14 protein-coding genes are annotated in these 22118 nt (G+C 70.2%); 5 read left to right on the top strand and 9 right to left on the bottom strand.

What is annotated here, in order from left to right; all coding sequences use genetic code 11:
• From HCR68_RS08935 to HCR68_RS08925, 3 genes are all read right to left on the bottom strand, one after another.
• A partial coding sequence (locus HCR68_RS08935; RefSeq protein WP_347878322.1) for a biotin/lipoyl-containing protein occupies positions 1-833 on the bottom strand: 833 nt, incomplete at its 3' end.
• Positions 834-863: 30 nt separating this feature from the next.
• Entirely contained in the window at positions 864-2237 is a 1374-nt protein-coding gene (gene lpdA, locus HCR68_RS08930; protein ID WP_167148699.1) for a dihydrolipoyl dehydrogenase, read from the bottom strand.
• A gap of 226 nt (positions 2238-2463) precedes the next feature.
• The gene (locus HCR68_RS08925) at positions 2464-4521 is read right to left on the bottom strand and encodes a leucyl aminopeptidase (protein WP_208320546.1); all 2058 of its coding nucleotides are present in this window, start codon (positions 4519-4521) and stop codon (positions 2464-2466) included.
• A 21-nt stretch (positions 4522-4542) separates the two neighbouring features.
• Between HCR68_RS08925 and HCR68_RS08920 the strand changes: the two genes are divergently transcribed.
• Positions 4543-5103: a hypothetical protein gene (locus tag HCR68_RS08920; protein WP_167148697.1), complete on the top strand. Its 561-nt coding sequence runs from the start codon at positions 4543-4545 to the stop codon at positions 5101-5103.
• A gap of 89 nt (positions 5104-5192) precedes the next feature.
• On the opposite strand, the gene HCR68_RS08915 is transcribed toward HCR68_RS08920, so the two are convergent.
• Positions 5193-7136 carry a chloride channel protein gene (locus HCR68_RS08915; protein ID WP_167148695.1) on the bottom strand — a complete coding sequence of 648 codons (1944 nt, stop codon included), beginning with the start codon at positions 7134-7136 and terminating at the stop codon, positions 5193-5195.
• Positions 7136-9163: a prolyl oligopeptidase family serine peptidase gene (locus tag HCR68_RS08910; RefSeq protein ID WP_167148693.1), complete on the bottom strand. Its 2028-nt coding sequence runs from the start codon at positions 9161-9163 to the stop codon at positions 7136-7138. The genes HCR68_RS08915 and HCR68_RS08910 overlap by 1 nt, the downstream gene beginning before the upstream one ends.
• A gap of 404 nt (positions 9164-9567) precedes the next feature.
• Between HCR68_RS08910 and dxs the strand changes: the two genes are divergently transcribed.
• From dxs to pflA, 4 genes are all read left to right on the top strand, one after another.
• Positions 9568-11646, top strand: a complete 2079-nt coding sequence (dxs, locus tag HCR68_RS08905) for a 1-deoxy-D-xylulose-5-phosphate synthase (RefSeq protein ID WP_167148691.1) — start codon at positions 9568-9570, stop codon at positions 11644-11646.
• 385 nt (positions 11647-12031) lie between these two features.
• Entirely contained in the window at positions 12032-14146 is a 2115-nt protein-coding gene (pflB, locus tag HCR68_RS08900; protein ID WP_167148689.1) for a formate C-acetyltransferase, read from the top strand.
• Positions 14147-14222: 76 nt separating this feature from the next.
• A complete protein-coding gene (grcA2, locus tag HCR68_RS08895; protein WP_009406209.1) occupies positions 14223-14468 on the top strand; it encodes an autonomous glycyl radical cofactor GrcA2 in 246 nt (81 codons plus the stop codon).
• 23 nt (positions 14469-14491) lie between these two features.
• Positions 14492-15367 carry a pyruvate formate-lyase-activating protein gene (pflA, locus tag HCR68_RS08890; RefSeq protein WP_167148687.1) on the top strand — a complete coding sequence of 292 codons (876 nt, stop codon included), beginning with the start codon at positions 14492-14494 and terminating at the stop codon, positions 15365-15367.
• A 102-nt stretch (positions 15368-15469) separates the two neighbouring features.
• On the opposite strand, the gene HCR68_RS08885 is transcribed toward pflA, so the two are convergent.
• The 4 genes from HCR68_RS08885 to treY form a co-directional block, all read right to left on the bottom strand.
• A complete protein-coding gene (locus HCR68_RS08885; protein ID WP_208320549.1) occupies positions 15470-16702 on the bottom strand; it encodes an HRDC domain-containing protein in 1233 nt (410 codons plus the stop codon).
• A gap of 140 nt (positions 16703-16842) precedes the next feature.
• A complete protein-coding gene (locus HCR68_RS08880) occupies positions 16843-17448 on the bottom strand; it encodes a DUF3000 domain-containing protein (RefSeq protein WP_167148685.1) in 606 nt (201 codons plus the stop codon).
• A gap of 149 nt (positions 17449-17597) precedes the next feature.
• Positions 17598-19388, bottom strand: a complete 1791-nt coding sequence (treZ, locus tag HCR68_RS08875) for a malto-oligosyltrehalose trehalohydrolase (RefSeq protein ID WP_167148683.1) — start codon at positions 19386-19388, stop codon at positions 17598-17600.
• On the bottom strand, positions 19385-22018 hold the full coding sequence (gene treY / locus HCR68_RS08870; RefSeq protein WP_167148681.1) for a malto-oligosyltrehalose synthase: 2634 nt from the start codon (positions 22016-22018) through the stop codon (positions 19385-19387). The genes treZ and treY overlap by 4 nt, the downstream gene beginning before the upstream one ends.
• Positions 22019-22118 lie beyond the last annotated feature (100 nt).

The following is a 22118-nucleotide window of genomic DNA, read 5'->3' as shown; positions in this document are numbered from 1 at the left end:
TCGTCGGCCTCGACGGTGTCGCCCACGGCCTTGAGCCAGGAGGAGACCGTCCCCTCGGTGACGGACTCGCCCAGCGCGGGCATCTTCACCTCGGTGCCCTCGGCAGGACCGGAGGCGGGGGCGGGAGCCGACGGCGCCGCGGGGGCCGGTGCGGGCTCGGCGGCGGGGGCGGGTGCCTCGGAGGGCGCCTCGGCAGGTGCTGCCGGGGCCGGGGCGGAGCCGGCCTCGGAGGGGTCACCGATGATGGCCAGGACGGTGCCGACCTCGACGGTCTCGTCCTCGGGGACGCGGATCTCCAGCAGGACGCCGGATGCGGGGGAGGGGACCTCGGTGTCCACCTTGTCGGTGGCGACCTCCAGCAGGGGTTCGTCGGCCTCGACGGTGTCGCCCACGGCCTTGAGCCAGGAGGAGACCGTCCCCTCGGTGACGGACTCGCCCAGCGCGGGCATCTTCACCTCGGTGCCCTCGGCAGGACCGGAGGCGGGGGCGGGAGCCGACGGCGCCGCGGGGGCCGGTGCGGGCTCGGCGGCGGGGGCGGGTGCCTCGGAGGGCGCCTCGGCAGGTGCTGCCGGGGCCGGGGCGGAGCCGGCCTCGGAGGGGTCACCGATGATGGCCAGGACGGTGCCGACCTCGACGGTCTCGTCCTCGGGGACGCGGATCTCCAGCAGGACGCCGGATGCGGGGGAGGGGACCTCGGTGTCCACCTTGTCGGTGGCGACCTCCAGCAGGGGTTCGTCGGCCTCGACGGTGTCGCCCACGGCCTTGAGCCAGGAGGAGACCGTCCCCTCGGTGACGGACTCGCCCAGCGCGGGCATCTTCACGGACTCGGACATTGCTGTCTTCCTTACTCTTGTCTAGCTGGGTCAGCCGTGGTTGTGCAGCGGCTTGCCGGCGAGGGCCATGGCGGCCTCGCCGAGGGTCTCGTTCTGGGTGGGGTGGGCGTGGACCAGGGAGGCGACGTCGTCGGCGTCGGCCTCCCAGGAGACCATGAGCTGGCCCTCCCCGACCTGCTCTCCCATCCGTGCGCCGATGGCGTGGAAGCCCACGATGGGACCGTCCTTGAGGGAGACGAGCTTGACGAAGCCCTGGGTCCCCAGGATCTGGCTCTTGGCGTTGCCGGCCACGTTGAACTCGGCGGTGGTGACGTTGTCCTTGCCGTGGACCTCGGCGGCCTTGGCCTCGGACAGGCCCACCGAGGCGATCTCGGGCTCGCAGAAGGTGACCTTGGGGACCAGGACGTCGTCGACCGGGGTGGGATCCAGGCCCGCGATCTTCTCGGCCACGACGATGCCCTGGGCGAAGCCGCGGTGGGCGAGCTGGACGCCGGGAACGATGTCTCCCACGGCCCACACGCCGGGGACGTTGGTGCGACCGTACTCGTCGGCCAGGACGAAGCCGCGGTCCATGGCGACCCCGACCTCCTCGTAGCCCAGGTTGGCCGTGGCCGGTCCGCGGCCCACGGCGATGAGGAGGACCTCGGCCTCGTGGGTCCTGCCGTCCTGGGTGCGCACGGTCACGCCGCCGTCGTGGCGCTCGACCGATTCGAACATCGTGTTGGTGCGGAAGGCGATCTTGCGCTTACGGAAGGCGCGCTCGAGCTGCTTGGAGATCGCCTCGTCCTCGTTGGGGACCAGGTGGGGCAGCCCTTCGATAATGGTGACCTGGCTGCCCATGGAGGCCCAGGCCGAGGCGAACTCCACCCCGATGACACCGCCCCCCAGGATCACGGCGGAGGCGGGGACGTGGTCCATCTCCAGGGCCTCCTCGGAGGTGATGACACCTCCGGAGATCTCCTGCCCGATGGTCTTGGAGTAGGAGCCGGAGGCGAGGACCACGTTGCGGCCGGTGATGCGACGGCCGTCAACCTCGACGGCGTCCGCGGCCACCAGGCGCCCCCAGCCCTGGATCAGGTCGATGCCCCGCGAGGAGACCAGGCCCTCAAGGCCCTTGTGCATCCGCGAGACGATGCTGTTCTTGTACTTCTGGACGCCCGGCATGTCCACCCCCTCGAAGGCGGCCTTGATGCCCACCGTGGCGGCCTCGCGCACGGCATCGGCGGTCTCGGCGGCGTGCAGCAGGGCCTTGGTGGGCACGCAGCCGCGGTGGAGGCAGGTGCCTCCGAGTTTGTCGGCCTCGACGAGTGCGACCTTGAGGCCCAGCTGGGCGCCGCGCAGGGCGGCGGCGTAGCCCCCTGATCCCGCACCCAGAATGACCATGTCGTAGACGGTCTCTGTCACGAACTCACTCCTTGTTGGTTGGTCACGACGCCCTTGTGGGGCGGCTCGGCACGGGGCCATTGTTCCACCTGAAGAGGAGGCGCAGGAGCCAGGAGTGTTGCTGTTTAGGGACTAGAGTCCTGAAAACCGGGTGATACGTGTCACCGCATATCGGTGGTGCCGGCAACGAGCCGCTGGGATCCGCATCGCGGTCTGCGTCACGGCTCGTTGCCGACAGGTGGCGGCCTCAGGAGAGGATGCTGACCTCGGCGGACAGCGAACGGAGCAGCTCCACCAGGGTGGAGACGCCCATGCCGGTACCGCCGGTCGGCGTCAGTCCCCAGGGCGAGGAGTCGTTGTAGGCGGGGCCGGCGATGTCGAGGTGTGCCCATGGCCGACGCCCGACGAACTCGCGCAGGAACAGACCGGCCGAGAGCATCCCGCCGGCCCGGGAGCCGACCTTGGTGTTGCGCAGGTCGGCGAAGGGGGAGTCCAGAGTCGCACGCAGGTGCGCGGGCAGCGGCATCGGCCAGAAGGACTCTCCCGCCCGCTGGGCCGCGGCCACGACCTCCTCACGAAGGTCGGGTGTTCCCATGACGGCCGCTACCTGGTCGCCCAGGGCAACGATCTGGGCTCCGGTCAGCGTGGCCACGTCCAGGACGGCGTCGGGGTCCTCCGTGACGGCCCGGGCCAGGGCATCGGCCATGACCAGGCGGCCCTCGGCGTCGGTGTTGGTCACCTCCACGGTGGTGCCGTCGAACATGGTGACGACGTCGCTGGGGCGCTGGGCGTCGGCCCCCGGCATGTTCTCCGCCAGTGCCAGCCATGCGGTGACGCGAATCGGCAGGGCCAGGCGTGCGGCCGCGATGACGGCGCCCAGCACGGTGGCCGCGCCGGCCATGTCGGACTTCATCTCCGGCATGGATGCGGCCGGCTTGAGGGACAGGCCTCCGGAGTCGAAGGTGATGCCCTTGCCGATGAGCGCGACGTGCCTGGGACGGGTCGGGTCGTTGTCATCCTCGCCCTCGGAGCGCGTCTGGTTCACAGCGCCCTCGCCGGCATGCAACGGCACCCACTCCAGGCGCACCAGACGCGCCGGGTGCACCGAGCCCTGTGCCACGCCGAGGATTCCGCCGAATCCCTGCTCGATCAGTGCCGGGGCGTCCCAGGTGTCGACCCGGATCCCGGCCTCCTGCCCGGCTGAGCGGGCCCTTTCGGCGAAGACCTCCGGGGTCAGACGGTTCGGCGGCTCGTTGACGAGGTCGCGGGTCAGGGCCGTGGCCTCGGCCAGTGCCAGGGCGCCCGTCAGCGCCTCCTGCCCCTCCGGCGTGTCGGACAGAGGCGAGACGATGGAGATGTCCTTCAACGGGGAGGTCTGCTTGGAGGAGGACTCCTGTCCGGGACGGTCCTCGTTCTTCGTCGCCTTCCAGGAGTAGGCGCCCAGGGCGGCCCCGTGCGCGACGGCGGCGAGCTGCTCCTCGGAGAGCGTGGGCAGCGCCAGGGCCGCGGAGCCGGTTCCGGCCAGCGCCCGGGTTGCGCGCCCGGCGGCCCGACGCAGCAGGCCCGTCTGGTCGTAGCCCAGGGCGGCCTCATCATCGGTGGTGACGGCGAGCGGATCGGTGTCGGCCCACCCCGTCCCGACGCCGACGACAAGAATCGTCGTCGGACCGTGGTAGGCCGCGGTGCTGACCGACGAGGAGGGGAGACGCACAACGGAGTCCTGAGCGCCTGAGAAGCCCAGCGACGGCAGCAGGGCCGCGAGCGCCTCGATGTCCAGGCCCTCCAGAGCGGTGCTGGAGGGGGGCTCCAGGCCCTCCAGGAGGATCTCGGGAGTCTCGGCCCCGTCCCTTCCCGGTGCCGCGGCCAGGACGAGTACGTCGGCTGCCGGCTCGGTCCCGGAGGGGCCTTGTGCTGGTGAGACGTCGGCGGTGTCACCGGCCTCGGCACGCGCATCGGCGGTATCAGCGGTGTCAGCGGCGTCGTCGGCGTCGTCGGCGTTGCTGTCCTGGTCCTCGGAGGGCTTGCGCGCCTGCGCGTCGTCCTTGGCGTTGCCAGTGTCCTGCTTCGTTCCCTGCTTGGTGGTCTTGGAGCCGGCCCGGTCCTCGGCGCCGGTGGTGTCGGAGTCCTCGGTCTCATGGACCGTGTTGGCCTCGGCCTGATTGCTGAGGTCGGTATCCTTACGGTCATCGTCCACCGAGGCGTGTGCGTTCAGGGATTTGGTCAACTTAATGGTGCTCACGTTGTGAATAGTAACGTTCTGGCATCGGTTAGAGGCTGAGTTGGCGCCGCGCGTGCCGGAGGTCATCACGTGGAAAGGTCGTTCCCCATGGACGAGCGCTCATCGGTACGCCCGGTTCAGGACACCCGCCGCCCCGCTTACGGATGGGGGCGCATCCTGGTCGGTGTCTTCGCCGTCTTCGGGGTGATCGTCCTCGTCCCCGCCCTGGTCGCCCTGGTTCGAAGCCCCCATGAGGCGCCCGCGGTGTGGTCCTTGAACCTCCTGGGAGGCGGTCTGTACATCCTCCTGGCCGTCTGCGTGGCCCACAACGGGCGCCGGATGCGCAACATCGGCTGGATGAGCCTGGGGGCGCTGGCCACCATGGCCGTGCTCATCGGCGTTCTCACCCTGACTGACACCCCGCACACGCCCGCCGACCTCAGCGTGTCCGTGTGGGCGCACTGGGGCGGGTCCCGGTGGTACCTGCCGGTGATCCTCCCGGTGGTCGCCGCTGCTTGGATGTGGATGTCCGACCCTCGGCGCATCGTGGCCAATGCCGAGCGCATCACCGAGCTGTCCGACACTCTCACCGAGAGCCTCACCGAGAGGGCGCGGGTGGTCCAGGAGAACCGATCGATCAAGAGTCCTCCTAGCGGCGACGAGCGATAGGGACCGGCACCGCACCCTCAGCGACCCGGACAGCCACCCGGACAGCGCCCCGGACAACGGCTCAGACAACGGCCCGGACGGCGGCCGCGTCACCGACGCCGGGATCGGCGCGAGCCGCGTGAGCTGATCCGGCTGATACGACTGATTCTGCTGATCCTGCGCGCAGGAACGGGGCGCGCGTGCCATCTGTCCTGCAGCCGGGATCCCAGCGAGGTGTAGGCGGCGGCTGCGGTGCGGGCCTGGGCCTGGACCTCGTAGATCCGCTCGACGACGATGCGCTGGCACACCCACCCCACCAGCCGCTCAGGACCGGAGTCGGACGCAGGGGCCACCACCGGGATCCCCTCCAGTCGGGTTCGGGTGAGGGCCTCGAGCACATCAGTCGCCTCGGAGTCGTGGGACAGGCGGTCGGGGACCAGGGGCAGGTCCGTGACCGTCATCGCGCCGGCGCCGTCGGGATCGTCGCTCAGGAGCGTTGTGGTCAGCTGAGCGGCCGTCACGCAGCCGAGCAGCTCACGGGCGTCCTCACTTGTCGTCGTGACCACGGGCAGGACCGAGGCGCTGTGCCGACTCATCAGGGCGGCCGCCTCACGCACCGTCGCCGTGGCCTCGACAACGGCGGGTGGGTCCACCATGAGTCGGCAGGCGCGGGTGCGTCCCAGGAGAGTGGTGGTCATCGGGTCCTCGACGTCCTCACCGCGACGGCGCAGCTCCTCGGTGAACAGTGTGCCTCGCGACAGGAAACGGCTGGTGAAGGTGGCCAGCACCGTGGCCAGCATGAGGGGCAGGAGCAGCGCGTGCTGCCCGGTCATCTCGATGATGAGCAGGACCGCCGTCATCGGGGCGCGGGCCGCGCCGGCGAACACCGCCCCCATACCGATGACCCCGAAGACCCCGGCCGCTGGTGCGTAGCTGGGTGCCACCAGGGTGCCGAAGGCCGCCCCGAGCGTCCCGCCGATGAACAGGGAGGGTGCGAACACCCCGCCGACGAAGCCCATTCCCAAGGTCATCGAGGTCGCCAGCATCTTGGCCACGCACAGCACCAGCAGCAGCGCCAGGGTGTAGCGACCGGCCAGCGCCCGGTTGAGCGCGGCCGAGGACTCCCCGTACATCTCGGGCAGGACCAGCAGGACAGCGCCGACGGCCAGCCCCCCGATTCCGGGACGCACCCAGATCGGGACGCCCAGTCGCTGCCAGGCGCGGGTCAGGGCGTCGAGCACGATGAAGCGAAGACGCATGAAACCGATGCCGACGCCTCCACCCGCCACACCCAGGAGGGCCACCCAGCCCAGCTGTGCGTCCCCGGACAGGTCCAGGTAAGGCAGCGACAGCGACAGAGTCGTCCCCAGCAGGTGGTGCGACAGGACCGTTGAGGCCACACAGGCCAGGACGATGACGATGAAGGCGTCGGCGCTGAAACCCATGAGGACGACCTCCAGGGCGAAGAAGGCCCCCGCCAGAGGAGCGTTGAAGGCTGCGGCGATCCCGGCGGCGGTGCCGGCGGCCGCCAGGTGGCGCACCGGGAGCCTGGGCAGGCGCAGGCCCCGTCCGATGACGCTGGCCGTGGACGCGCCCAGCTCGGCGATCGGACCCTCCGGACCCACCGAGCCGCCGCCCCCGATCGTCAGGGCCGACGACGTCGTCATCGCCAGGGCCGCAAGCGGCGCCATCGTGCCGTCGCGGTGTCGCGTCGACCAGATGACGCCGGCCACGCCGTGACCTGTGGGCGTGTGGCCCAGCCGGGACATGAGCGGGCCCACGATGAGGCCTGAGAGCACGGGTGCCACCAGGACGAACCAGGTGCCCAGCGGCGCCAACCACCCGACCGAGGGGCCCATCGAGACGGTGTAGTCATCGGCCCCGCTGAGCAGCTGGGACCAGGCATCGATCCCCAGCCGGAACAGCACCGCCCCCAGGCCCGAGGCGAGCCCCACCAGCACCGCCAGGATGTAGAGCCCGACACGGTGATGACGGAAGAGGCTGCCCGCGCGCCTTGACAGGGGCTGGGACAGCCTCTTCCAGGTTCGTGTCATCAGCGCAGGTTCTCCACCTTGACCATGAAGGTGTCCTCCTCGCCGCGCCGCTCGGTCTGGGAGCAGGACCCGCCGATCCTCCACACCTGGCGGTAGAAGCTCAGCTCGGCCTCGTAGCGGCGTCGGATGTTCGCGGCCAGGCGGAAGCCGTGCCCCTCACCCTGGAAGACCTCCAGGGCCACCGGCGCGCCGGCCGCCTTGAGGGCCTCGTACATGGCGGTGGCCTGATCCACCGGGACGATCGGGTCCTCCGAGCCCTGGATGAGCAGCAGCGGGACACCGATGTCCTCGATGTGGTTGATGGGGCTGCGCTCGTCCAGAACCGGGTCGTCGATGTCCTGGGTGCCCATGAGCTGGCCGATGTAGTGCGACTCGAACTTGTGGGTCGTGCGCACCAGCCGCTTGAGGTCGGTCACCCCGAAGCAGGAGCTGGCCGCCGTGAACACCGTGGAGTGGGTGATGGCCGACAGCACCGTGAAGCCTCCGGCCGAGCCCCCGCGGATCGCGATGCGGCGCGGATCCACGAGCCCGGCGTCCACCAGGTGCTGGGCGCCGCTGACGCAGTCGTCGACGTCGTAGACGCCCCACTTGCCCTCCAGGGCCTTGCGGTAGCCGGTCCCGTAGCCCATGGAACCGCGGTAGTTGACGTCGAGGTAGGCGAAGCCCCGGCTGGTCCAGTACTGGATGCGCAGGTCGTATCCGGGCACGGCCGTCGCCGTCGGACCGCCGTGGACGTTGACGATCAGGGGCGGCAGCTCGTCCTCACCCCCCACGTGGGAGGCCGAGGTCGGCGGGTAGTAGAAGCCGTGGGCGGTCGCGCCGTCACTCGTGGGCCAGGAGACCGGGTCGGGGAAGGACACCCCGATGCCCTCGGGCTCGAACTCGCCCGAGCCGCGCAGCACCTGGACCGTGCCGTTCTTGACCTCCACGATGCTCGGCATCGCCATCTCGTTGGAGGCCAGCATGACGACGCGGCCGGCGCTGGAGGCCACGTTGCCGATCGGCTGCCATCCCACGTTCCACTCCTCGAGCTCACCGTTGGCGAGCCTGATGGTCCCCAGGTGCGACACCGCGTCCCGGGCCCAGGAGGTGATGATGTGGTCGGCGTCGAGCACGTCGAAGGAGTGCGGTCCCAGCTGCCAGGCGGGGTTGGTGAAGGTGGCCTCGGCCGGGTGCAGGGGCCGGGTGCGCAGGTTCTCGGACCAGCCGGGACGGTTGGTGCCCCGTACCGGGAAGCCCTCGGTGCGGTAGAGGTTCCAGAAGCCCGAGGCGTTGGAGCCGTGAACCAGGTCGCACTCCTCGGTCCAGCGCGGCTCGGAGACCGAGTGCCCGTCCCCGCCGTCGACCAGCGCCTGCTCGCCGAGCGTGCCGTCCGGGCCCAGGTCGCCCACGTGCAGGGCGGCATTGTCCCAGGGCATCCCCGGGTGGTCCCAGGTGATCCAGGCCAGGTGCTCGCCATCGGGCGACAGCGTCGGGGCCACCACGAAGTCCGTTCCCGACACCAGCGTGCGCACGCGCGAGTCGTCGCGTGCGGCCGAGCCGTCCAGGGGGATCGCCACCAGGGTGTTGACGGCCTCGCCCTGGCCGCGGTGGTCCTCGCGGACCGCGTAGACAAGGCCCCGCCCGGTGTCGATCTCCAGGTCGCCGTGACGCACGTCGCCGTAGATCGTCAGCGGGACCAGTCCACGCAGGCGGTGCGCCACGTCGTAGCGGTAGAGGCGCCCGTCCCCGGCGTGGGAGACCACGATGATCCCGCCGTCGACGGCGTAGGCCCTCCCGCCGTACTCATGCACCCGGGTCCGCACATCGACCAGCTCGTCGGCCGGCGTCAGCGGAAGCACCTCACCGGTCTGGCCGTCGCCGTCGCGGCGCAGCAGGACGTTACGCCCGGCCTGCGAGGCGCGCTGCTCCACCCAGTAGGTGTCACCACCGTCCACACGGACCTGGGACAGCAGGACCGTCCGGGTCGTGATCGTGCCTGGAGTGATGGGCGAGGGCCAGGTGCCGAAAGGGGCTGTGGTGCTCATGGTTCCTCCTGGAGGGCTGTCCTGAGGGCGGTCGGGCGATCGGGAACGATGCCGCGGACCGGCGGGGGCGAACGGTTCCGCCGGTCAAGGCATACAGTACGTGCTCATCCGTGACCCGCGTGACACGTGACCGCACGCCGATCAGGACGGCCCTATGCTGAGGGATGCCCCGGAGCGTCCTGGACCGCTATGAACCGCCGTCGAGCGGCGGTACCGGAGGAGGACCTCCACAGGAAACCTCCCCCGGGCCCAGCGGCTACCCTTTCCCGGGTGCCGCTTCGGCGCCTCGCCGCCCCAGGTCGTGATCGGGGCGTCCGGGGCGTCCGAGGCATCCGAGACATCACTGCATGAACGACTCGTCATCACCTTCACCCTCGACCACACCCTCAACAAGGAGGCGCACCGTGCCAGCAGCTGAGCACCCTGGGCGGCCCGCCGAGCAGACCGGCAGAGCGCTCCTGTCCTCTGTGCGAAAGCCCGCCGACCTCAACCGGCTCACCAGTGAGGAGCTGGTGGCGCTCGCGGCCGAGATCCGCCGACACCTCGTCGCCTCGGTGGCGCGCACCGGCGGTCACCTGGGGCCCAACCTCGGTGTCGTCGAGCTGACGATCGCCCTGCACCGGACCTTCCGCTCGCCGCGGGACACCATCGTGTTCGACACCGGCCACCAGGCCTACGTTCACAAGCTGCTCACCGGCCGCCAGGACTTCACCCACCTGCGCGAGCGGGGCGGGCTGTCCGGCTACCCGTCACGGGCCGAGTCCGTCCACGACGTCGTGGAGAACTCCCACGCCTCCACCTCGCTGTCCTGGGCCGACGGCATCGCCAGGGCCAACCATCTTCAGGGGCACGACGAGCGCCACGTCGTGGCCGTCATCGGTGACGGAGCCATGACCGGGGGCATGGCCTGGGAGGCCCTGGACAACATCGCCGACTCCTCCGACCGCCACCTGGTCATCGTCGTCAACGACAACGGCCGCTCCTACGCCCCGACCATCGGAGGCCTGGCCCATCATCTCGACGCGCTGCGCACCAACCCCGGCTACGAGCGCGTCCTGTCCGGGGTCAAGCGCACGCTCCTGTCCCAGGGCGCTCCCGGCCGGGCCGCCTTCGACGCCCTCCACGGCCTCAAACGGGGGCTCAAGGACGTCCTGGTGCCCTCGGTCTTCTTCGAGGACCTGGGGATCAAGTACACCGGACCGGTCGACGGTCACGACATCACCGCCATCGAGTTCGCCCTCACCCGGGCCCGTGAGTACGCCGAGCCGGTCATCGTCCACGTCATCACCGAGAAGGGGCGGGGCTACACCCCCGCCGAGGAGCACGTCCCCGACCGCTTCCACGCCGTGGGACGGATCCACCCCGAGACCGGGCTGCCGGTCGTGGCCGAGCGCTTCGGCTGGACGACCGTCTTCGCCGAGGAGATCCTCTCCCTGGCGCGTAGCGACGAGCGGGTCATCGGGGTCACCGCGGCCATGCAGGCGCCGGTGGGCCTCCAGCCACTGGCCGACGCCATGCCGGAGCGGGTCATCGACGTCGGCATCGCCGAGCAGCACGCGCTCACCTTCTCGGCCGGGCTCGCCTTCGCCGGCATGCACCCGGTGGTGGCGCTCTACGCCACCTTCCTCAACCGCGCCTTCGACCAGGTCCTCATGGATGTTGCCCTGCACCGTGCGGGTGTGACGATCGTGCTGGACCGGGCCGGGATCACCGGAACCGACGGAGCCAGCCACAACGGCATGTGGGACATGGCCCTGCTGGCTCATGTCCCGGGCCTGCGCCTGGCCGCGCCCCGGGACGAGGTGACGCTGCGCGAGAGCCTGCGCCTGGCCGTGGGCGTCGATGACGCCCCGACCGTCGTGCGCTACCCCAAGGGCGCCCTGCCCGAGCCATTGGCGGCGGTGCGCCGCCTCGGGGCGGCCCGGAAGGATGCCGGGCGCGGCGATGAGCGGACGGGGGAGGAGGCCTTGGCGGGGGAGTTGTCCGTCTTCGACGTCGTCGACGTGCTGCTCGAGAGCGACCGGCCGGCCGGCACCCCGCGGATCCTGCTGGTGGGCGTCGGAGCCATGGCCGCCGAGACCCGTCAGGCCGGCCGGATCCTCGAGCAGGAGGGGCGCCGTGTCACCGTGGTGCACCCGCACTGGGTCATCCCGCTGCCGGGTCCTCTCGTCGAGGACGCATCCCAGGCCGACGTCGTCGTCACGGTCGAGGACGGACTGGTCGACGGCGGCATCGGGTCCCAGCTGCGCGACGCCGTCGAGAGTAATCAGGCCGCCCGTCCCGGTGCAGCCGGCTCACCGGTCTTTCGTCGCATCGGCATCCCGCGTCAGTTCATCGACACGGCCACCAGGGCCCAGCTGCTGGAGGACTTCGGCATGCGGGCCGCCGATATCGCCGAAGCGGCTCGGACGGCGGTCGATGGACCTCCCGGCCTCCCCGGTCCTCCCGATGCCCCGACCGGCCGGGACCTTGGGGCCGACTAAGGGTGCAGCAGCATCGCTCCGAGCCGTCCGGCCCACCCGTTCCCGAGATCGCAGCCGGCCGTTGCTGGGACACCCGTCCTAATCGTTGCGATAGGTTCTCAGCCGGGAGCCGCGTTCCCGTTTGCTGATATTGCCGAAGGCAGGATGGTGTTGTTCCCGGGTGACGACCATCTTTCCGGGCGGTAACCATAGGGACTTATGTCCTAGTTTGGGGTGGTGTCGATCAGCCTGTGAGTCATCACACCGGCCCTTCTTGGGACCAGTGGCCCACAAGGCCTTCTCGGAGTTCTAGTCTGAGATCGACGGCGCGCCGATGTGCCGCCTCGCCTCGCAAGGGCGATAACAACCGGGTGGCCCTCCGGTCACCCACACGAGGAGGGCACGGATGACCACTGAGGTCACAACATCTGCCACCACGGTGAGCGGCAATGACGCCTGGGAGGGCTTCGTTACCGGCCCGTGGACCGAGGACATCGACGTCCGCGACTTCATCCAGCGTAACTACACCCCCTACGACGGTGACGCCTCGTTCCTCGCGGGCGCCACGGACAAGACCCTGCGCCTGTGGGACACCCTGGAGAAGGACTACCTCTCCGAGGAGCGCAAGGTCCGCATCCTCGACGTCGACACCCATATCCCCGCCGACATCGACGCGTTCCCGGCCGGGTACATCAGCGAGGACGATGACGTCATCGTTGGCCTGCAGACGGACTCCCCGCTGCGTCGCGCCATGATGCCCAACGGCGGCTGGCGCATGGTGGAGACCGCCATCAAGGAGGCGGGCAAGGAGGTCGACCCCGAGGTCAAGAAGATCTTCACCCGCTACCGCAAGACCCACAACGACGCGGTCTTCGACATCTACACCCCCCGCATCCGCGCGGCGCGCTCCAGCCACATCATCACCGGCCTGCCCGACGCCTACGGCCGCGGCCGCATCATCGGCGACTACCGCCGGGTGGCGCTCTACGGCGTCGACTTCCTCATCGAGGAGAAGCAGCGGGCCAAGGACGCAGTGGCGGACAAGCCCTTCTCCGAGCACTGGGCCCGCTACCGCGAGGAGCACTCCGAGCAGATCAAGGCGCTCAAGAAGCTCAAGGTGATGGCCGCCTCCTACGGCTACGACATCTCCGGCCCGGCCAGGAACGCCCACGAGGCCGTCCAGTGGACCTACTTCGCCTACCTGGCCTCCGTGAAGTCCCAGGACGGCGCCGCCATGAGCATCGGTCGCCTCTCCGGCTTCCTGGACATCTACTTCGAGCGCGACCTGCGCAACGGCGTCATCGACGAGACCCGTGCCCAGGAGCTCATCGACAACATCGTCATGAAGCTGCGCATCACGCGCTTCCTGCGCACCATCGACTACGACCAGATCTTCTCCGGCGACCCCTACTGGGCCACCTGGTCCGACGCCGGCTTCGGTGAGGACGGTCGGGCCCTGGTCACCAAGACCTCCTTCCGCCTGCTGCAGACGCTGCGCAACCTCGGTCCCGCCCCGGAGCCGAACATCACGATCTTCTGGGACGAGAACCTGCCGCAGGGATACAAGGACTTCTGCGCCCTGATCTCGATCACGACCTCCTCCATCCAGTACGAGGCCGACGAGCAGATCCGCGAGCACTGGGGCGACGACGCCGCCATCGCCTGCTGCGTGTCCCCGATGCGTGTGGGCAAGCAGATGCAGTTCTTCGGCGCCCGCGTCAACTCGGCCAAGGCCCTGCTCTACGCCATCAACGGTGGACGTGACGAGATGACCGGCAAGCAGGTCGTCACCGGGCTGCCCGGCGTCGAGGGCGACGGCCCCCTCGACTTCGACGAGGTGTGGGACAAGTACGAGAAGATGCTCGACTGGGTGGTGGCCACCTACGTCGAGGCGCTCAACATCATCCACTACTGCCACGACCGCTACGCCTATGAGTCCATCGAGATGGCGCTGCACGACTCCGACATCGTGCGCACCATGGGCTGCGGCATCGCCGGCCTGTCGATCGTGGCCGACTCCCTGGCTGCCATCAAGTACGCCAAGGTGACCCCGGTGCGTGACGAGACCGGCCTGGTGGTCGACTACATCACCGAGGGCGACTTCCCGATCTACGGCAACGACGACGACCGCGCCGACGACATCGCCGCCACCGTTGTCCACACCATCATGTCGAAGATCAAGGCCCAGCCCTTCTACCGGGACGCCATCCCGACCCAGTCGGTGCTGACGATCACCTCCAACGTCGTCTACGGCAAGGCCACTGGCTCCTTCCCCTCGGGGCACCAGAAGGGCACGCCCTTCTCTCCGGGCGCCAACCCGGAGAACGGGATGGATACCCACGGCATGGTCGCCTCGATGCTCAGCGTCGGCAAGCTCGACTACAACGACGCCCTCGACGGGATCTCGCTGACCAACACGATCACCCCGCAGGGTCTGGGCCGCACGCTCGACGAGCGCGTCGCCAACCTCGTGGGCATCCTCGACGCCGGCTTCGTCCCCGACGACTGCGCCGAGATCTGATCCAGCCGTCCATCCGGCTGATCGCACCGCAGCAATTTTTCTCACATCGATAACACCACCTCAGAAAGGGGCCACCATGGCCACGTACGAAGAGCGCCTCGCCTCCATGAAGGCACAGCGTCAGGACAATGGCGGCGTTAAGGGCCTGTACCACGCCAACATCAACGTTCTGGACCGCAACACCCTCGAGGACGCGATGGAGCACCCGGAGAACTACCCGAACCTCACGGTTCGCGTCTCCGGTTACGCCGTCAACTTCGTCAAGCTGACTCGCGAGCAGCAGCTTGACGTCCTCCACCGCACCTTCCACTCCCAGGCCTGAGCCGGGGAGCACGGCGAGCGGTCATGACGCAGACCACGACGACCGTGCGCGACGGCGGTCGGGACCAGGACTTCCTGGCCCCGGCCGCCCGCTTGCGCGGGGCGGGTATCGGCGGCCTCGAGGAGCTGACGGATCTTCAGCGCTCCGAGCGCCTGGCCCGGATGCGGGCCGGTGAGCTGGGCTCGATCCACTCCTGGGAGCTCGTCACCGCGGTGGACGGTCCCGGTACCCGCATGACCGTCTTCCTCAACGGATGCCCTCTGCGGTGCCTGTACTGCCACAACCCCGACACCTTCCTCATGAAGGACGGGGAGCCGGTCGAGGCCGCGGAGCTTCTTCGCCGCATGCGCCGCTACCGGGGAGTGTTCCGTGCGTCCAAGGGCGGAATCACGCTGTCGGGCGGTGAGGTCCTCATGCAACCCGCCTTCGCGGGCAGGCTTCTGGCCGGTGCCAAGAAGATGGGCATCCACACCTGCATCGACACCTCCGGGTTCCTGGGGGCCAATGCCAGCGATGAGATGCTCGACAACATCGACCTGGTCCTGCTCGACGTCAAGAGCGGTGACGAGGAGACCTACAAGAAGGTGACGGGGCGCTCCCTGGCTCCGACGATCACCTTCGGCGACCGGCTGGCGGCCAAGGGGATCGAGATCTGGGCCAGGTTCGTCCTGGTACCGGACCTGACGGATGACCCCGAGAACGTCCACAACGTGGCCCGGATCATCGAGCGCTGGGGCTCGGTCAGCCGCGTTGAGGTGCTGCCCTTCCACCAGATGGGCACCGACAAGTGGGACGCGCTGGGACTGACGTACCAGCTGCGCGACACCAGGCCTCCGGAGCCCGAGCTCGTGGAGTCCACGCGGGCGATCTTCCGTTCCTACGGTTTCGAGGTCCACTGAGGCTCTCTCAGGCTGCGGGTCCCCCGGATCCCGAGCCACGATGATGATGCGCCGGCCACCCTGGTGGTGGACGGCGCATCATCATGCGTGCTTGAAGTCCGTTCAGCTCAGTGCTGACGCCAGGGCTGGCGCGACCTGCTCGACCTGCCACGGCCTGGCACCCATGGCGGTCAGGCGCTCGCCGATCTCCTGGGCACTCACGGTGCCGGTGCGCCCGGCCTCGATCTCCTCACCGAGGTCCCAGGCCAGACGGCGCTGGCATCCCGGTGCCAGGAGCAGCTCCTGGGGGACGCGGATCTCCTCGGCGCGCTTCCGGACGGCCCCGCGTACGCGGTTGAGCTGGTCGGCGGCCTCGGCGTGGTGACGCTGCCAGGTGCGCGGGTGGGGGAGCTCATCGGGGCCCATCGGCGCACGGGTGGGAGGCAGCTCGTCGTCGGGCAGCTCCAGGGCGCGTTCGATGGCCCGCCACCAGCGCTCCTGGTTCTGGCGCGCCTGCCGGGAGGAGAACTCTCTGAGGCCGGTCATCTTGCGTCGTGAGCGGGGCCGGGCGACGGCGGCGGCGATGAGCGCCTGGTGGGAGAGGACCTTGGACGGGGTCCGGTCGAGCTCCGCGGCCAGCTCCTCGCGTGAGGTCCACAGCTCGCGCAGGATGGCGAGCGAGCGGGGGGAGCGCACGGCGCTTCCCGCTCGTGGGGTCTTGCGCCACGGGTCGATCTTGGCCGGCCTGGCCGGTCTGGTCCGCACGTGCTCGAACTCCTGGGCGGCCCACTGAGCCTTGCCCGCCGTCTCGAGCTCGGCGGTCAGGGCGTGCCTGAGGTCGATGAGCAGCTCGACGTCAAGGGCGGCGTAGATGAGCCAGGAAGCGGGCAGGGGCCGGGTGGACCAGTCCGCTGCCGCATGGTCCTTGGCCAGCCGCAGTCCCAGAGTCTCCTCGATGACGGCGCCCAGCCCGACGTGCTGGCGTCCCAGGAGGCGTGCGGCCAGCTCGGTGTCGAACAGGGAGGCGGCGGTCAGACCGAGTGCGCTCAGGCAGGGGATGTCCTGGTCGGCGGCGTGGAGGATCCACTCGGGGCCGTTGAGGGCGGTGGCCAGCTCGGTGAGGGGGCCGCAGGTGACCGGGTCGATGAGGAGGGTGCCGACGCCCTCGCGCCGGAGCTGGATGAGGTAGGCGTCCTGACCGTAGCGGAAGCCGGAGGCGCGTTCGGCGTCGACGGCCACGGGGCCCTGCCCGTCGGCCAGGATCCGGGCGGCCCGTCCCAGCTGGGCGGGGGTGGCGGTGATCTCCGGCAACCCGTCCCGGGGCCGCGGGTAGTCGACGACGTCGTGAGTGCTGATGGGGCGATCCGTCGTCCCGGGGGATACGGCTGGGCGGGGAACGGCCGAGGATGCAGCTGGGCGGGGTACGGCCGAGGATGCAGCTGGGCGGGGTACGGCCGAGGATGCAGCTGGGCGGGAGGTGCCGGTTGCGCGGGTGGTCACCTGGCGACCCCGGCGAGGGTGAGGGGGTGAACCGCGGCCGGCTCGTGACCGGAGGCGACCAGGAGGAGCTCGTGCCAGGCCGTCAGATGGGGGCCGAGCTGGGCGGTCGTGGGTGACCACGAGGCCCGGATCTCGGCGTGGGCGCAGGAGTCGGTGAGGGTCAGCCCGCCGAAGGTCTCGGACAGGACCCTGGTGACGGTTCCCACGAGCGCCCGGTAGCCGGCGCGGGAGTCCTCGAGCCCGTCGGTGAGCCAGCTCCAGGCCGCTGACTCGAAGACCGGGTCCATGCCGACCTCGTCGTCGATGCGGGCGCGTGCCTGGACAACGATGCGGAAGTCCCCGTCCCAGGCCTCCTGGCCGTTGGGGTCGTACAGGACGACGAAGCGCCCGGTGGCCAGGGGAGTGGCACCGACGGTCTCAACGGTCTCCGCGGTCAGTGCGGCGGAGTAGGGAGCCAGCTTCTTGGGAGCGGGAACCTCTTCCATGAGCAGACCCCGCGGGCGGGGCGCGTCACGCAGGGACAGGAGCGCTTCCTCGAATCGTTCGGGGATGGCACCTGCCTCGTTCTGGCGCGGCCTACCGTTGACAGTCACGGATGACACGCTAGTGCGCAACGGCGACGGGTAAATGAAGCCACGCCGCTGGGAGGGTTGCATTGTGTCAACGAGGTACCTGCCTTTGTGAACGGATGTGCGTCGGTTGCGTCTCGGTGCGGCGGCATGCCCTTCCTGGAGCCTCCCGGGGGAGGTGGTCAGCGCCTGGCGATGAGCGTCTGCCCTGGGGGCAGGGACGGTGGGGCGGTGGCCTCGACCGGGTCCCAGGACAGGAGCACGGTCGTCAAGGCGGGAGCGGGACGTGCCTGACCGGAGAGGTTGGCGGCCACGACGATGTCCTTGTAGGTGACCGTGAGCACGTCGTCGATCTCGTCGACCTGCGGCCAGGCGGTGCGCCGGGACCACTTCAGCTCGCGGCGCAGAGCGATCAGCGCCCGGTACCAGGTCAGCATGCGGGCGTGCTCGGTCTGGTCCAGCTCACTCCAGCGCAGGCGGGAGGCCTCGATGGTATCGGGGGCCTGGGGGTCGGGGATCTCGTCGGCGTCCCAGCCGAAGCCGGCGAACTCCCGCGCACGGCCCTCGCTGACGCTGCGGGCCAGGTCCTCCTCCTCGTGGTCGGTGAAGAACTGGAAGGGGGTGCGGGTGCCCCATTCCTCGCCCATGAAGAGCATCGGGGTGTAGGGCGACAGGAGGACCAGGGCGGCGGTGGCGGCCAGGGCGGCGTCGTCGAGGCTGGTGGAGGGGCGGTCGCCGACGGCGCGGTTGCCGACCTGGTCGTGGTCGGAGCCGAAGACGACGAAGCGCCGGGGGTCGGTGTTCTCGGGTACGGGAGCCCCCCAGTTCCTCTCCCGGAAGGTGGACCAGGTTCCGTTGTGGAGGAAGGCCCGTCCGTAGGCCTTGGCCCAGGCGCCCGCCTCGGCGAAGTCGCCGTAGTAGCCCTGAACCTCGCCCGTGAGCCGGGCGTGCAGGGCGTGGTGGACGTCGTCGGCCCATTGGGCGGTCATGCCCAGACTCGGCGCCTTGGCCGGCGGCCGCTGGTCGGTGGGGGTGATGACCCCGACGTCGTTGAGATCGGCCTCGGCCACCAGGCTCAGGGGGCGGCCGAGCTCGGTGGACAGCGCGGCCACGGCGTCCGAGAGCTCGGCCAGGACGTGCGCCTGGGGAGGGTCGGCGGCCTCGGCGTCGTCCTTGATCTCGTGAATGGCGTCCAGACGCAGGGCGTCGACGTGGAAGTCGCGCAGCCATCTCAGGGCGGAGTCGATGACGAAGGCGCGTACCTGCCGGCTGCCGTCGTGGTCGTAGTTGACGGCCTCGCCCCAGGGCGTGTGGTGGGCCCCGGTGAAGTAGGGGCCGAAGACACTGAGGTAGTTGCCCGACGGGCCCAGGTGGTTGTAGACGACGTCGAGGCACACGCCGATGCCGGCGTTGTGGGCGGCGTCGACGAATCGGGCCAGGGCGTCGGGGCCGCCGTAGGCCTCGTGGACGGCCCACAGGCCCACTCCGTCATAGCCCCAGCCGGCCTTGCCGGGGAAGGCCGCCAGCGGCATGAGCTCGACGATGTCGACACCCAGCTCGGCTAGGTGCCCCAGGCGGGAGACGGCCGCGTCCAGGGTGCCCTCGGGGGTGAAGGTGCCCACGTGGAGCTCGTAGATGACTGAGCCGCGCAGGTCCTTGCCCGCCCAGTCCTGGTCGGTCCACCGCCAGGCGGACGGATCCACGGTGCGCGAGGGGCCGTGGACGCCATCGGGCTGCAGGGCGCTGCGGGGGTCGGGGCGGTTCGGCGACCCGTCGACGCGGAAGGCGTAGTCGGTACCCGGCTCCAGGTCGAAGGGGGCGGTCCACCAGCCGTCCGGGGCGGGCGCCATGTCGACCAGTCGGTCCTCACCCGGCAGGTGCAGCTCGACCGTCCGGGCCGACGGCGCCCACACCGGTACCCGGGGTCCGACGGGAAGGGCGGGGGAGGTCCAGGTCTGGGGCGTCGGGCTCATGGGGCGACCTCCTCGGCGGGCCGGACGGACGGGGCGGGGGCCTGAGAGGCGACCTTGGCCAGGACGACCACCGGAGCGTCCCCGACCACCTCGGCCAGGGGCTGGTTGCCGCCCTCCACCGTGCCGCCGTGCAGGACGTGCTCCCATACGCCCTCGGGCAGGACGACGCTCTCCTCACGCCATCCGCCCAGCTGCTCGAGACGCTTGGACAGGCGCCTGACGATGACGACGACGTCGGGGACCTCATCGAGTAGGCGGGCGTAGGCGAAGGCGAAGGAGGTGGTCACCGGGATCGTCCGGTAGCCCGACCGGGGGCCGACGAAGGTGTGGGGTCGTGAGGCGCGCAGGCGCGCCAAACGGGAGGTCAGGAGAAGCTTGTCCTCGTCGAGGCTGCGTGGGGCGGCGCCGGAGTCGAGGCGCTCCAGGGTGCTGATGAGACCGCTGGGCCCGTTGTAGTCGACCGGGCGGCGGTTGTCGGGGTCCACCAGGGAGGTGCGGGTGGTCTCGCTGCCCTGGTAGATGTCGCTGACGCCCATCCAGGTCAGCGTCAGCGCCTTGTTGGCGAGAATGATGGTGCGCACGGCCTTGGCCGTCAGGGTCTCGAAGGCCTCGAGCTCACGGGTGACCTCCTCGTTGGTGAGCAGGTGGGTCGCGTAGTCCGTCAGGGCCTGCTCACGAGCCAGGTCCGGGGCGGTCCAGGTGGTCCAGACCTTCTGCTCCCGGGAGGCCTTGATGAGGTAGGCGCTCAGCCGTTCGGGGGTCATGGGATCGTCGCTGTCCGGGGCCCAGGTGCCCCACAGGGTCTGCCACAGGAGGTTCTCGCTGCGTCCGTCGAGGTCCAGGGGACGGGCCTGGGTGGTCAGAGCACGCAGACGGTGGACGAGGTCGCTCCACTCGTCGGCGTAGGAGGCCAGGACGTCCAGGCGGGCGCGCACGTCCTCGCCGCGCTTGGTGTCATGGGTCGTGGAGGTGACCATGGTGTCGGGCCAGGTGTTCTGGACCCGGTCTGCCCAGGCGTGGGCCTCGTCGGTGCTCAGCGCGAAGCCGGCCGGATTGCCGCCGACCTCGGTGAGACTGGTCAGGTGCGTCCAGCGGTAGAAGGCCGTGTCCTCCACGCCCTTGGCGGTGACGGCCCCGCACACCTGCTGGAAGCGGATGACGGCCTCGGCGCGCTCCGGGGACTCCGACAGGCCCTCGGACCCGACCGGCTCTCCCAGGAGGATCGCGACCACGAGGTCAAGGGTCTCACCCTGGTCCGGCTCGAGGCGCTGGCGGGCGCGCTCGGCGTCGGCGTGCAGGACGGCGGCCGTCTCCGGGCTGGGCGGTATGCCGGGGACCACGTAGACCCGGTACTGGTCCGCGGCCACGAGCAGCTCGACGACGCAGGCCCTCAGGTCGCGCAGCGTGTGGTCGCGCAGGCGGACGTCCTGGGAGGTCAGGGAGTCCAGGATGCGGGCCAGGCGGTCGACCTCCGCGGCCAGTGACCCGGTGATGACCTCCCGCTTGGCCTCCTCGACGATGCGGTCGTAGTCCACTGGTGCGTCCCCGGTGAGCTCCTGCATGAGGGCGCCCAGGCGGGCGGCGCCGGCGGGGTCGACCTGGAGCTGGTCGATCCTCCAGGAGGCGTCGTAGCCGGTGGTTCCGGCCACCGGCCAGGAGGTGGGCAGGGACTCGCTGGGGGCCAGGATCTTCTCCGCGGCGATCCACGATCCGCCGGTGGCGTCGGCCAGTTGGGTGAGGTAGCCGCCGGGGTCGGCCAGGCCGTCGGGATGGTCGACGCGCAGTGCTCCGATGACGCCTGCTCGCATGAGCTCCAGGATGAGAGCGTGGCTGCCGGTGAAGACGTCGGGATCCTCGACGCGGACCGCGGCCAGGGTGCCCACGTCGAAGAACCGCCGGTAGTTGATCTCCTCGTCGCCGACCTTCCAGTAGGCCAGGCGGTAGTGCTGACGCTCGACCAGCACGTGCATCGGCAGGGACTCGGTGCCCTGGGCGACGGGGAAGGCGTGGTCGTAGTAGCGCAGCACCCACTGCTCGCCCACGTCCTCCTGCCCGGGGACCACCATCTGCTCCAGGGTGAGCTCCTCGTCGGCTAGGACGGCGCCGATGCGCTTGCCCAGGATCGGCATGAGGACGGGCTCGTCCAGGGAGAGGTCGAACCAGGCGGCGTAGGGCGAATCAGGGCCCTCGCGCAGCACCGACCACAGGGGCAGGTTGTGCCAGCCCGGGGTCGGGACCGCCATGTGGTTGGGAACGATGTCCACCACGATGCCCATTCCGCGGGCCTCGGCCTCGGCGGCCAGGGACTCCAGCTGGGCGCGTCCGCCCATGACGGCGGAGATCCGTCGGTGGTCGACGACGTCGTAGCCGTGGGTGGAGCCCGGCGCGGCGGCCAGGACCGGGGAGAGGTAGAGATCGGTGACTCCGAGGTCGGCCAGGTAGGGGACCAGGGCCTCGACATCGGCGAAGGTGAGGTCCTGCCCCAGCTGGAGACGGTAGGTGGTCACCGGTGTGCGGCGCTCGGGCGCCGGGACGTGCCCCGACCAGGGGGCGTAGGCGGGCGTCTCCGCCGAGTCCACGGAAACGGGCGAATCCGCTGAATCCACTGCTGCGTCCACTGCGTCGGTCATGTGACTTCCTGAGATCGTCTGGTGTACGTCGGGCGGTGTGCTGTTGTCTGTCCGTCCCCGTTGCCCGCGTGGCTGCCCACGTGCGTTCGGTCGTGCCCGA

This window comes from Actinomyces sp. ZJ308 (assembly GCF_011752065.1).
Classification (GTDB): domain Bacteria; phylum Actinomycetota; class Actinomycetes; order Actinomycetales; family Actinomycetaceae; genus Actinomyces.
This window is presented reverse-complemented; position numbering and strand designations above follow the sequence as displayed.

Excerpts from the sequence above, each read along its gene's own strand:
- HCR68_RS08925 (WP_208320546.1), bottom strand. The coding sequence starts at position 4,521 with ATGACCTCCGGCACGCGCGGCGCCAACTCAGCCTCTAACCGATGCCAG.
- HCR68_RS08920 (WP_167148697.1), top strand. The coding sequence starts at position 4,543 with ATGGACGAGCGCTCATCGGTACGCCCGGTTCAGGACACCCGCCGCCCC.
- HCR68_RS08915 (WP_167148695.1), bottom strand. The coding sequence starts at position 7,136 with ATGACACGAACCTGGAAGAGGCTGTCCCAGCCCCTGTCAAGGCGCGCG.
- HCR68_RS08910 (WP_167148693.1), bottom strand. The coding sequence starts at position 9,163 with ATGAGCACCACAGCCCCTTTCGGCACCTGGCCCTCGCCCATCACTCCA.
- pflB (WP_167148689.1), top strand. The coding sequence starts at position 12,032 with ATGACCACTGAGGTCACAACATCTGCCACCACGGTGAGCGGCAATGAC.
- grcA2 (WP_009406209.1), top strand. The coding sequence starts at position 14,223 with ATGGCCACGTACGAAGAGCGCCTCGCCTCCATGAAGGCACAGCGTCAG.
- pflA (WP_167148687.1), top strand. The coding sequence starts at position 14,492 with ATGACGCAGACCACGACGACCGTGCGCGACGGCGGTCGGGACCAGGAC.
- treZ (WP_167148683.1), bottom strand. The coding sequence starts at position 19,388 with ATGAGCCCGACGCCCCAGACCTGGACCTCCCCCGCCCTTCCCGTCGGA.
- treY (WP_167148681.1), bottom strand. The coding sequence starts at position 22,018 with ATGACCGACGCAGTGGACGCAGCAGTGGATTCAGCGGATTCGCCCGTT.